Origin of the sequence: Burkholderia sp. SRS-W-2-2016, assembly GCF_001931485.1 — a bacterium.
Taxonomy (GTDB): domain Bacteria; phylum Pseudomonadota; class Gammaproteobacteria; order Burkholderiales; family Burkholderiaceae; genus Paraburkholderia.
This window is the reverse complement of sequence record NZ_MSDV01000046.1, coordinates 273596-285714: the sequence shown is the minus strand read 5'-3', so window position 1 is coordinate 285714 and position 12119 is coordinate 273596. Positions and strand designations below refer to the sequence as shown.

Annotated in this window: 12 protein-coding genes and 1 tRNA gene; 4 read left to right on the top strand and 9 right to left on the bottom strand. The window is 64.7% G+C overall.

The features are described from left to right. Positions 1-75: 75 nt before the first annotated feature. The 7 genes from coaE to BTH42_RS20995 form a co-directional block, all read right to left on the bottom strand. Complete coding sequence (coaE, locus tag BTH42_RS21025; RefSeq protein WP_075302940.1) at positions 76-678, bottom strand: dephospho-CoA kinase; 603 nt, start codon at positions 676-678, stop codon at positions 76-78. A 3-nt stretch (positions 679-681) separates the two neighbouring features. Next, a complete protein-coding gene (locus BTH42_RS21020) occupies positions 682-1641 on the bottom strand; it encodes an A24 family peptidase (RefSeq protein ID WP_075302938.1) in 960 nt (319 codons plus the stop codon). Between the two features lie 27 nt (positions 1642-1668). After that, on the bottom strand, positions 1669-2913 hold the full coding sequence (locus BTH42_RS21015) for a type II secretion system F family protein (protein ID WP_075302936.1): 1245 nt from the start codon (positions 2911-2913) through the stop codon (positions 1669-1671). After that, positions 2910-4166: a GspE/PulE family protein gene (locus tag BTH42_RS21010; protein ID WP_075302934.1), complete on the bottom strand. Its 1257-nt coding sequence runs from the start codon at positions 4164-4166 to the stop codon at positions 2910-2912. Before BTH42_RS21010 ends, BTH42_RS21015 begins: the two co-directional genes overlap by 4 nt. Positions 4167-4320: 154 nt before the next feature. Continuing rightward, complete coding sequence (locus BTH42_RS21005) at positions 4321-5532, bottom strand: HlyC/CorC family transporter (RefSeq protein ID WP_372237275.1); 1212 nt, start codon at positions 5530-5532, stop codon at positions 4321-4323. A gap of 327 nt (positions 5533-5859) precedes the next feature. Further along, positions 5860-5936 (bottom strand) — tRNA-Pro (locus BTH42_RS21000). A gap of 49 nt (positions 5937-5985) precedes the next feature. After that, on the bottom strand, positions 5986-6978 hold the full coding sequence (locus tag BTH42_RS20995) for a polyprenyl synthetase family protein (protein WP_075302930.1): 993 nt from the start codon (positions 6976-6978) through the stop codon (positions 5986-5988). Between the two features lie 295 nt (positions 6979-7273). Between BTH42_RS20995 and rplU the strand changes: the two genes are divergently transcribed. From rplU to proB, 4 genes are all read left to right on the top strand, one after another. Next, positions 7274-7585 carry a 50S ribosomal protein L21 gene (gene rplU / locus BTH42_RS20990; protein ID WP_007180329.1) on the top strand — a complete coding sequence of 104 codons (312 nt, stop codon included), beginning with the start codon at positions 7274-7276 and terminating at the stop codon, positions 7583-7585. Between the two features lie 25 nt (positions 7586-7610). Continuing rightward, positions 7611-7871 (top strand): 50S ribosomal protein L27, encoded by a 261-nt coding sequence (gene rpmA / locus BTH42_RS20985; protein WP_008923994.1) that lies wholly within the window; start codon positions 7611-7613, stop codon positions 7869-7871. A gap of 257 nt (positions 7872-8128) precedes the next feature. Further along, positions 8129-9250 (top strand): Obg family GTPase CgtA, encoded by a 1122-nt coding sequence (gene cgtA, locus BTH42_RS20980; protein ID WP_075302928.1) that lies wholly within the window; start codon positions 8129-8131, stop codon positions 9248-9250. Between the two features lie 69 nt (positions 9251-9319). Continuing rightward, positions 9320-10438 (top strand): glutamate 5-kinase, encoded by a 1119-nt coding sequence (proB, locus tag BTH42_RS20975; protein ID WP_075302926.1) that lies wholly within the window; start codon positions 9320-9322, stop codon positions 10436-10438. 108 nt (positions 10439-10546) lie between these two features. Here the strand turns inward: proB and BTH42_RS20970 are convergent, their stop codons facing one another. Together BTH42_RS20970 and BTH42_RS20965 are read right to left on the bottom strand one after the other, a co-directional pair. After that, on the bottom strand, positions 10547-11104 hold the full coding sequence (locus tag BTH42_RS20970) for a CNP1-like family protein (protein WP_075302924.1): 558 nt from the start codon (positions 11102-11104) through the stop codon (positions 10547-10549). 76 nt (positions 11105-11180) lie between these two features. Beyond that, positions 11181-11918, bottom strand: coding sequence for an RNA pyrophosphohydrolase (locus BTH42_RS20965; protein WP_075302922.1), 738 nt, complete (start codon positions 11916-11918; stop codon positions 11181-11183). Positions 11919-12119 lie beyond the last annotated feature (201 nt).

Below are 12119 nucleotides of genomic sequence, written 5' to 3'. Positions count from 1 at the left end.
GGCTTCGCGCGCAAAGTTCAATGTGCGTGTGAGGTGGCGGCGCGCGCCGATGTCTCCGCGCGCGCCGGCTCCGCTTTATCCCTGCGCGAGCGACAGATAGAGCTCGTGCATCGCGGCCACCTGCGCCTCGAGTTCTTCGAACGGCATGTTTTCGTTGAAGATCACTTCAGTGGCCGCCGCGAGGCGCGCTTCGCGCGTGGCCTGACGCGCGATGATCGCGAGCACCTCGTCGCGGCTGAAACCGTTGCGGCTCATCACGCGTGCGATCTGCGTCTCGACCGTGCAATCGACGATCAGCACGCGATTCACACGCTCCTTCCACGTGCCGGACTCGACCAGCAACGGCACCACGACGATTACGTAAGGCCCTTGCGCTTCGCGCTGCTCGCGTTCGGTTTCCGCGCGAATCAGCGGGTGCGTGATCGCTTCGAGACGCTTGAGCGCGGTCTGGTCGCTGAATACCAGCGAGCGCATGCGCGCGCGATCGAGCGAGCCGTCGGCGGCGACGAACTGCTCGCCGAATTCGGCTGCGATGTGCGGCATCGCGATACCGCGCGGCGCGGTGATGCGATGCGCGATCACGTCGGTGTCGACGAGCGTCACGCCGCGGATCGCGAACAGATTGGCGACGGTCGATTTGCCGCTGCCGATACCTCCGGTTAGTCCCACCACGAACATGTTTCAGCCTCCCAATGCAAGATAGAGCGGTGTGCCGACGAACAGCGTCAGCGCACCGCCGGCCGAGAGAAACGGCCCGAAGGGCAGCGGCTCTTCGAAGCGCATGCGGCCGCGCCACGTGGCCGCGAGCCCGACCACCGCGCCGGCCACCGCGGCGATCAGCACGATTTGCGGCAGCGCGGCCCAACCGAGCCACGCACCGAGCGCGGCCAGCAGCTTGAAGTCGCCGTAGCCCATCCCTTCGACGCCGCGCACCAGCAGGAACAGCCAGTGCACGGCCCACAGCGCGAGATAGCCGAAGATCGCGCCGAGCACCGCGTCGTGCAGATTCGTGAACATGCCGTTGAAATTGACGATCAGGCCGGCCCACAGCAGCGGCAGCGTCAGCGAATCGGGCAGCAGATGCGTGTCGATATCGATTGCGCTCATGGTCAGCAGCATCGCGCCGAGACCGAACGCGGCGAGCGCCATCGAGGTCGGGCCGAACACGACGAGCGCGGCGGTCGCGAAGGCGGCGCTGGCGAGTTCGAGCAGCGGATAGCGCAGGCTCACGCGGGTCCCGCACGCGGAGCAGCGGCCGCGCAACAGCAGGTAGCTCAGCACCGGCAGGTTTTCCCACGCGCGCAGCACGTGGCCGCAATGCGGGCAGGCGCTGCGCGGCACCCACAGGTTATAGCGGGCGGGCAGTCCGTCGGCGGGCGGCGCGGCATCGGCGGTATCGGCGGCATCGATGGCTTCGCTGATTTCCGCGCGCCACGCACGTTCGAGCATGATCGGCAGCCGATGCACGACCACGTTCAGGAAGCTGCCGATCACGAGGCCGAACACGATCGCGAACGCGATCTGCACACCGGTGGGCAGACTGGCGAACGCGAGGCCGATCTCGCTTGCGAAGCGTTCAGGCAATAAGCCCGCGAACAGGCTGGAAGAGGTTTCTGACACGAGCGGAACAGGAGCTTGCATGGTGAGGGGATTGGGTTCGGCTGGATGCTACACCACGTTGCCGAGTTGAATAATGGGCAGATACATCGCGATCACGAGGCCGCCGACCAGCGTGCCGAGCACGATGATCACCAGCGGCTCGCACAGGCTCGACAGCGTGCCGATCTTTTCGTCCACCTGACGATCGGCGAGCGACGCGACGTCGAGCAACATGCTGTCGAGCGCGCCCGATTCTTCGGCGACCGCGACCGGCTGCACGACCTCGGCGGGAAAGCACTGCGCGGCCTGCATCGCCGCGGCGAGCCGTTCGCCGCGGCGTAGCCGTGCGGCGATGCCGGCTGTCGCGTTATCGAACGACGCGTTGCCGGTTGCGTGGGTGAGCGAGTCGAATGCGTCGGCGAGCGGGGTGCCGGCTGCGAGCAGCGTGCCGAGCGCGCGGCTCCAGCGCGCCGCGCACAGCGTGCGCAGAAGCGGACCGGCCACCGGCAGGCTCAGCGACGCGCGCGCGAAACGGATGCGCGCGTTGATCGAGCGCCGCAGGATCCACGCAAGCAGGGAGCTCGCGGCGCCCATCAGCACGAGCAAGGGCACGCTCCAGCGCGCCGCGCCGGCCGATAACGCGAGCACGAACTGCGTCGGCGCGGGAAGCGTCGCGCCGAAGCCGTCGAAGATCTGTTTGAAGGTGGGCACGACCCACACCAGCAACGCTGCTGTGATCGCGACGGCGAGCAGCAGGATCGCGACCGGATAGGTCAGCGCGGCGCGCACTTTCGCGCGCTGCGCGGCCGCGCGTTCGCGGTCGTCGGCCAGACGGGCGAGCACGGTGGCCAGTGCGCCCGCCGCTTCGCCGACCTCGACCAGCTGGCAGTACAGCGTGTTGAATTGCGCCGGATGCCGTTGCAGGGCCGCGGAAAACCGCAGGCCGGCGGTGATGTCGCGGGCGAGCGCGCCGACGATGCGCGGCATTCCTTGCCGCCGGCTGGATGACGATGTCGACGCTGGCGCTTGCGCGAGCAGTTCGAGTGCGGGCGCGAGCGGCAGACCCGCGCGCAGCAGACTCGCGAGTTGCCGCGTAAAGCGCGTGACGTCGGCCGCGCGGGCTCGCGGGCGGGGGGCCGGACCTTGCGTCGAGAGGTCGACGATGAAGAGGTCGTCACGTTTGAGCATGTTGCGGGCGACGCTCGCGTCCGGCGCGATCAGCGTGCCGCGTTGACGCGTGCCGTCGGCGTTGACGCCTCGCCAGCGAAAGCGCAGATCGGTCGCCACCGGCGGCGCGAGTGGGGCGGTGCTCATGCGACCTCGGTGGCGGCGAGCGCTTCGGCGAGACTGGTGGTGCCGTCGCGCACGCGCGCCAGAGCGGCGTCGCGTAACGTCGCGACCTGTTCGCTCTGCGCGAGCCGTGCCAGTTCGTGCACGCCCGCGCCCCCGACGATCAACTCGCGCATCGCCTCGGAAACCGGCATCACCTGATGGATACCGACGCGCCCCCGATAGCCGATGCCGTGACACGCGGCGCAGCCGGTCGCCGCATACGGCTGCCAGCCGTCGAGCTGCGCTTCGGCAAAGCCAGCGGCCCGCAGCGCCGCCGCCGAATGCGGCGCGGGCACCCGACACGCCACGCACAGCCGCCGCACCAGCCGTTGCGCGGTCACCATGCGCAGCGCGGCCGCGAGGTTGTACGGCTCGATCCCAATATCGATCAGCCGCGCGATCGCCGCCGGCGCGTCATTCGTATGCAGCGTGGACAGCACGAGGTGGCCGGTTTGCGCGGCCTTCACCGCGACGTCGGCGGTTTCGCTGTCGCGGATTTCGCCGACCATGATCACGTCCGGATCCTGGCGCAGAAACGCGCGCAACGCGACCGCGAACGTGAGCCCGGCCTTTTCGCGCACGCTGACCTGATTGATGCCGGCCAGCTGAATCTCCGCCGGATCCTCGACCGAACAGAGATTACGCGCTTCGTCGTTCAGCAGATTCAGAAAGCAGTACAGCGACAGCGTCTTGCCGCTGCCAGTCGGTCCGGTGACGAGCATCAGTCCGTGTGGCGCGCGAATCGCCGCATCGACGGCGTCGCGCTGCTGCGGGTCGAGACCGAGCGAGTCCAATGAAAGATCGCTGGGCAACGCGTCGAGCCGCCGCAATACGAGCTTTTCGCCGAACAGCGTCGGCAGCGAATTCACGCGATAGTCTTCGAGCCGGCCCGGCGAAGTCGCGATCCGCAGCCGGCCGTCCTGCGGCACACGCCGCTCGGCGATGTCCATCCGGGCGAGCACCTTCACGCGGGTGACGAACGCGTCGCGCAGATGCGCGGGCGGCCGTGGGAGTTCATGCAGCACGCCGTCGATGCGCAGACGCATCCGCCAGCCGTGCTCCGCCGGTTCGATGTGAAGGTCCGATGCGTTACGCCGCGTCGCTTCCTGCAGCGTGTCGGTCAACAGGCGTACTGCGGGGGCAGTGTCGGCGTCGGTCAGATGGGCCGCGTTGTGCTCGTCGCTGAACGCGACGGGACGCGGTGACGCCGAGGCGGAAGGAAAAGACGTTTGCATGAGAGACCGGTGATGAGCCGCTGTGAATCGTGACGGCTTCATCTTCCGGCTATCGGCGGGTGAGCGCCATTCGGCCGTTCGGCTAATGGCGCGCGCGGCCGGCGTGTGTGAAGCTGGGTGCTGGGCCGAGCCGCAGCGCCCGCAGCCACGCGGTTCAGCCCGCGCGGACTTTATTACTCTTGCCGCGCGACGCCGGTCTGAACAGCTTGACGGTGCGGATCGCCTGATCGTCGCTGCGCATCACTTCGAGTTTGACGTCGCCGATTTGCACGCAGACGTCGCCGTCGGGGATGTCTTCGAGAATTTCGAGAATCAGGCCGTTGAGCGTTTTCGGGCCGTCGGTCGGCAGCGCCAGTTGCAGCCAGCGGTTCAGCTCGCGCAGCGGCATGCTGCCCGCGACGATGCATTCGCCCGCGTCGTTCCAGCCGCCGCGCGAACTCGCGCTGCGCGGAATCGACGTGGTGAATTCGCCGATCAGCTCCTCGATGATGTCTTCCGGCGTGACGAGGCCTTGCAGTTCGCCGTATTCGTCGACGACGAGCGCGATGCGGTGGCGGCTCTCCTGGAAGTACTGCAGCTGCTGGAACACCGGCGTGCCGCTCGGCACGAAGTACGGCTCCGCGAGGAGCTCGCGCAGCGTATCGCGCTCGAGCTCCTGGTTGTGCAGCCCGGCGAGCGTCTTGCGCACATGGAGCACGCCGAGCACGCGGTCGATGTCGCCCTGATAGACGATCAGTTTGTTGTGATAGCAGGTTTCGAGTTGATGCAGGATCTGCTCGAACGGCGCGTCGAAGTCGAGTGCCTCGATGCGGCGGCGCGGGATCATTACGTCGTCGACGGTGATGTTTTCGAGGTCGAACAGGTTCAGCAGGATACTGCGGTGCTTGGTCGGCATGAAGCTGCCGGATTCGAGCACGATGGTGCGCAGTTCTTCGGTGGAGAGCCGCTGTTCGCGCGCGCCCTTCGTATTGATGTGCAGCACGCGCAGGATGCCGGTCGCGAACAGATTGACGAACCAGATCAGCGGCTTGCCGACGCGCATCAGTGGTCCGATCAGCAGGCTCGCGGGCAGCGCGATTTTTTCGGGGAACGTCGCGCCGACGATCTTCGGCGTGATTTCCGCGAACACGATGATCAGGAACGCGACGATACCGGTCGCGATCGACAGCACCAGGTTATTGCGGCCGAACGTATGCAGCGCAATCGACGTGGTAAGCACCGGGATGATCGTGTTGAACAGGTTGTTGCCGATCAGGATCACGCTCAGCAGTTGATCGGTGCGCGCGAGCAGCCCTTGAGTGGTTTTCGCGCCGAGCGCGTTTTTACTGGCGAGATGTTTCAGTCGATGGCGGTTGAGCGCCATCATCGCTGTCTCGGAAATGGAAAAGAAGGCGGAGCAGATAAGCAGCAGAAAGACGGCGCCGATCTGCGCCCATAAGGGAAGTTGTTCCACGCGTCGTGAAAAATGAGGGAAAGGATGGAGAGAATATAGCAGAGGGACCTGCGCGTACCGCCGCGGCGGCGGTCTGGCGGCCCGACTAGCGTGGACCGGCGGCAGTCTTGCGGCCGGCCGTCACAAAGAGAAGATAGCAGTGCGGCGCAAAGAGACGCGTACGAAAACATGCCGCGCAAAACAAAAAACCGCCGAGCATCGCTGCGGCGGTTTTTGAACCTTGATCTAACAAGGAGAATCTGGTCGGGGTGAGAGGATTCGAACCTCCGGCCTCTACGTCCCGAACGTAGCGCTCTACCAGGCTAAGCTACACCCCGATTTGGTACTGCTGACTCGATTCAGACTAATCCGGCGTTTCAGTCTTGTTCAAGACTGTCTTGCCGTCGAGTAAGAACATAATTCTAGCAGGCTCTCTTTGAAAATGGAATGGGGAAATGAAGAAATTGCTACGGCGGCTGCTTGAGCTTCCTGTTTCGCACATTCCAGCGTGTGGTCGAGCGCGCCCGAACGCGTGATCGCGTCGAAAATCGTGTCGAAACGGTCCGTGCCGCCTTGCTCGATCGCTTCGCGCGCGAGCGCCGACTGTTCGGGCGTGCCGCGTTCGATCAGATAGATCAGCGGCAGCGTCGGTTTGCCTTCGCGCAGGTCGTCGCCGGCGTTCTTGCCCATCGATTCGGCCGTGCCGGTGTAGTCGAGCCAGTCGTCCATGATCTGGAACGCGGTGCCGATGCGGCGGCCGTATTCGGCGGCGGCCGCTTCGGTCTTCGCGTCCGCGCCGGCGAGCACCGCGCCGAGCTGGGCCGCCGCTTCGAACAGCTTGGCTGTCTTATAGCGGATCACCTGCATATAGCGGGCTTCGTCGACGTCCGCATCGTGCATGTTCAGCAACTGCAGCACTTCGCCTTCGGAGATGATGTTGGTCGCCTCGGACAGAATTTCCATCACGCGCATCTTGCCCACGCCGACCATCATCTGGAACGAGCGGGAGTAAAGGAAGTCGCCGACCAGCACGCTGGCGGCGTTGCCGAACAGCGCATTGGCGGTCTGGCGGCCGCGCCGCAGATCGGATTCGTCGACCACGTCGTCATGCAGCAGCGTCGCCGTATGGATAAACTCGACGACCGCGGCCAGTTCGTGCCGGTGTCCCGTCGTGTCGCCCAGCGCGCCCGCCACCAGCAGGAGCAGCGCGGGACGCAGCCGCTTGCCGCCGGCACTGATGATGTACTCGGAGATCTGGTTGATCAGCATCACGTCCGACGCAAGACGTTGCCGGATGACGCGATTGACCTGCTGCATGTCTTCGGAGATCGGAGCAAGCAGGTTGGCGACGTTGGGAGAGGGGGTGGCGGTCGACGACATGATGGCTGAATTGAGTAGTGCCGCGAATTATAAGGCGAGCGGGCTATTTCCGGGTCGTTTGACTGTGGCGCGGCTGCGTTCCGGGCGGCGCTGGCGCCGGGCGCCGGGGTTGCGCGTGGGGTGTCCGAGGCTGCTCGTGGCGTCCGGTGGCGGCTCGCAGCGGCGGTGGGAAAGGGTGGCGCGGCGAACCCGCCCGCTTGCTAAGCGGTCTTTGACCGCGAAGCTAACTCTATGTATAATCGAGGGTTTCCGCGCGCGGTGCGTGGGAAAAAATGAACACAGAGTGAGGTTCTCAATGTACGCGGTCATAAAAACCGGTGGCAAGCAGTATAAAGTTGCCGTCGGCGAAAAACTTAAAGTAGAACAGATACCGGCAGACATTGACGCTGAAATCACGCTCGACCAGGTTCTCGCAGTGGGCGAAGGCGAATCGATTAAGTTCGGTACGCCGCTGGTCAGTGGGGCTTCCGTCAAGGCTACCGTCGTGTCGCAAGGTCGTCACGCAAAAGTGACCATCTTCAAGATGCGTCGCCGGAAGCACTACCAGAAGCATGGCGGCCACCGCCAGAACTACACCGAACTGCGCATCGACGCGATCAACGCGTAAGCGCACCGGTTAAGGAGCACATCAAATGGCACACAAAAAGGCAGGCGGATCGTCCCGGAACGGCCGCGACTCCGAATCGAAACGCCTCGGCGTGAAGGTTTACGGCGGCCAGGCTATCAACGCTGGTGGCATCATCGTGCGTCAGCGCGGTACGCGTATGCACGCTGGTGAGAACGTCGGCATGGGCAAGGATCACACCCTGTTCGCGCTGAAGGACGGCCACGTCCAGTTCTCGACCAAGGGCGCGGCGAAGAAGCACACCGTTTCCGTCGTCCCGGCAGCCTGAGTTTAATCAGGCACGGGCTTCAGGACCGAAAAAAGGCCCCGCGAAGTTCGCGGGGCCTTTTTTATTGCGGCGCGCTGTAGCGTGCCGCGGCCGTGGCGCAGAGCGCATATCGGCGGCGGCCATATGCCGTTCGGTCGATTGATCAACGCGCGGCGCGCGCGGCAAAATAGCAGAATCAGGTCGGCAGCATTCCTGCATCACCTCTGCGGCACAATCAGGCAGCACCAATCAGGCAGTACAACGGGACGGAGTTACGCATGAAGTTCATTGACGAAGCGAGGATTGAAGTCATCGCCGGCGACGGAGGGGATGGCAGCGCGTCGATGCGCCGCGAGAAATTCGTTCCGTTCGGCGGCCCCGACGGCGGCGACGGCGGCCGAGGCGGCAGCGTGATCGCGCTCGCCGATCGCAATATCAATACGCTGATCGACTACCGCTACGCGAAAAAGCATCTGGCGCGCAACGGCGAAAACGGCCGCGGCTCGGACTGCTATGGCAAGGGCGGCGACGACATCACGCTGCGCATGCCGGTCGGCACGACCATCACCGATATGGAAACCGGCGAGCTGATCGCCGATCTGACCGAGCACAATCAGAGCGTGCAGATCGCGCAGGGCGGCGCCGGCGGCCTCGGCAACCTGCATTTCAAGTCCAGTACCAACCGCGCGCCGCGTCAGAAGACCGACGGCAAGCCGGGCGAGCGCCGCATGGTGCGCCTCGAGCTGAAGGTGCTGGCCGACGTCGGTCTGCTCGGCATGCCGAATGCCGGCAAGTCGACGTTTATCTCGTCGGTGTCGAACGCGAAGCCGAAAATCGCCGACTACCCGTTCACGACGCTGGCGCCGAATCTCGGCGTGGTGCGCGTCGGGCCGAGCCGCAGCTTCGTGATCGCCGACATTCCGGGCCTGATCGAAGGCGCGGCGGAAGGCGCGGGCCTCGGCCATCAGTTCCTGCGTCACCTGCAGCGCACAGGTCTGCTGCTGCACATCGTCGACATCGCGCCGTTCGACGAATCGGTCGACCCGGTCGCGGAAGCGAAGGCGATCGTCAACGAACTGCGCAAATACGACGAACTGCTGTACCAGAAGCCGCGCTGGCTCGTGCTGAACAAGCTCGACATGGTGCCCGAGGATGAGCGCGAAGCACGCGTCGCGAACTTCCTCGAAGGCTTCGGCTGGGACGGCCCGGTGTTCGAAATCTCGGCACTGACCGGTCAGGGCTGTGAGAACCTTTGCTACGCGGTGTTCGACTATCTCGCCGAGCATTCCGACGCGCAGCGCGCGGCCGAAGCCGAAGATCTCGCGTCCGACGTGCGCTTCCGCGAAGGGGCGGACGCGGCGCGCCCGGCCGGCGACTCCAGCACCGAACCGCAGGAATAAAACTCGAGCGCCGGCGGCCAGCGGCGGCTGCCGGTATGCATCAGGGGTCATCTTGGGAGACAGCGCACAATGCGTTCCGTCATCGCAGATTCACGGCGATTGGTAGTCAAAGTCGGCTCGAGCCTCGTCACCAACGACGGGCGCGGCCTCGATCATGCGGCGATCGGCCGTTGGGCCGCGCAGATTGCCGCGCTGCGCGCGCAGGGTAAGGAAGTGGTGCTGGTCAGCTCGGGCGCGATTGCCGAAGGCATGCAGCGGCTCGGCTGGACCAAGCGGCCGCGTGAGATCGACGAATTGCAGGCGGCCGCGGCCGTCGGCCAGATGGGGCTCGCGCAGGTGTACGAGAGCCGTTTCGCCGAGCACTCGATCCAGACCGCGCAAATCCTGCTCACGCACGCCGACCTCGCCGACCGCGAGCGCTATCTGAACGCGCGCTCCACACTGCTGACGCTGCTACGTCTGGGCGTCGTGCCGATCATCAACGAGAACGACACGGTCGTGACCGACGAAATCAAGTTCGGCGACAACGACACGCTCGGCGCGCTGGTTGCCAATCTGATCGAAGGCGACGCGCTGATCATTCTGACCGACCAGCAGGGCCTGTTCACCGCCGATCCGCGCAAGGATCCGAGCGCGACGCTCGTGCAGCAAGCCGATGCCGGCGCGCCGGAACTCGAAGCGATGGCTGGCGGCGCGGGTTCGAGCCTCGGCCGCGGCGGCATGCTGACCAAGATTCTCGCCGCCAAGCGCGCGGCACATAGCGGCGCCAATACGGTGATCGCGAGCGGCCGCGAGGCGGACGTGCTGCTGCGGCTGGCCGCGGGCGAGGCGATCGGCACCCAGCTGATCGCGCGGACCGCGCGCATGGCGGCACGCAAGCAATGGATGGCCGATCACCTGCAGGTGCGCGGCCACGTCGTGATCGACGATGGCGCGGTCGAAAAGCTGACCGCGGGCGGCAAGAGCTTGCTGCCGATCGGCATCGTCGGCGTGCAGGGCGCGTTTGCGCGCGGCGAGGTGATTGCGTGCGTGAGCGCGCAGGGCCGCGAGGTCGCGCGCGGTTTGACCAACTACAGCAGCGCGGAAACCAAGCTGATCCAGCGGCGCCCAAGCGGCGAGATCGAATCGGTGCTCGGATACATGCTCGAGCCGGAGCTGATTCATCGCGACAATCTCGTGCTGATTTGATGTTTCTTCGGACACGCGAAGAGAATCAATAAGAAGCACAAGGCTATAAAAAAGCCGTTCCAGCGCAGGCTGGAACGGCTTTTTTTCATCCGCGGACGGTATGCAGCTTCAGTGAATCAGCGACGTCTGCGTGCGCTTGTAGCGAATGTTCTCGACGATCTGCTTCGCACCGCCGACCGGGATCTTGTTCGCGCACATGTAGTCCTGATACAGCGCAGCCTGATACGCATTCAGCGCGCCGTTTTCGATCCGCGAAAAATCATTGGCGACGGTCCGGTCCCAATCGTCGTGATCGGCATTCAGGGCCGCGTATTGACGCCATTCGTAAGTGTCGCAACGAATGCCCTGATAGCTGACGTTGCGTGCACCGCCCGGGCTCGTGACCACCACCGTATAACGCACGACGCCGTCGTCGCCGACGCTGAGCGACTTCGGATCGATCGCAAAGTGCAGCGGCGTGTTGCCGGAAACTTCGAACGGCAGCAGATTCGCGTCGGTCGGCAGCGGCGGCAACGTGTCCACCTTGTTCTCCACCCAGGTGCCCTTGCGGTCCAGCAGATACACGAACGCGCTGTCGTCTTTATTGCTCGGTTTGCCGGCGCTCGAACAGCCTGCCAGCAGGGCGCCGGTGGCGACGCACGCCACAGCGAGTGCAAATGCTTTCAATCTGATTCCCTCAAAAGACGGGCGCGGCTCGAAAGCCGCGCCGGAGAGAGGCGGCGTGGACAGCCGCCCGGAATGGTTAATCGCGCACGCTCCGCCGGACCAGCGGGGCGGCGGCTTCGTCGGCCGTTTCGTGCTCGTGCTCGGGGTTTAGCGAACCCTGACCACCGGCACCGCAATCCGGCAGAATCAGCACGCGCGTCGAAGTCTCGACGCTGACCGAACTCACGGACACGACCGTAGTGACCGTGCTTACCGTGGAATCCGGCGGGCTTTGCATCGACGACGCTACCCGGGGGTAGCGCGATCCATGATGCCCGCCAGGTTTTTCCGCACGCGGCGCAGGCCGGCGCATGAAACGGGACAGCTCCGTCAGCGCCAACTGATACACATCCCGCTTGAACTCGATCACACAGTCGAGCGGCACCCAGTACTCGTTCCAGCGCCACGCATCGAACTCGGGGTGGTCGGTGGCGCGCAAGCAGATGTCGCAGTCGCGTCCTACCATCCGTAGCAAGAACCAGATTTGCTTCTGGCCGCGGTAATGACCGCGTACTTCACGCTTGATGAACTTGTCAGGCACCTCGTAACGCAACCAGTCGCGCGTGCGACCGATCACCTTGACGTGCTCAGGCAGCAGTCCGGTCTCTTCGTGTAACTCCCGATACATCGCTTGCACGGGGGTCTCACCGTATTTGATGCCCCCTTGCGGAAACTGCCAGGAATGTTCACGGAGCCGTTTGCCCCAAAACACCTCGTTGTGCGCGTTCAAGAGGATGATGCCGACGTTCGGGCGAAAGCCTTCACGATCCAGCATACAACCACCTTCGAATCCTTTAAAATTGCTTTGATTATAAACAGATAACGGACCCTACGCACCGAATCGCATAAGAATGGAGCGATTAGCCGCAACCGGCCGGTGTTTGCGGTAGCCTGTCGGTTTTCCGTGCCTGATCCCTTGTGAGAAAGGCTTTGCGCGGCGGTTGCAGCGCCGTGCCGGGGCAGCGCGCGGCGCCGG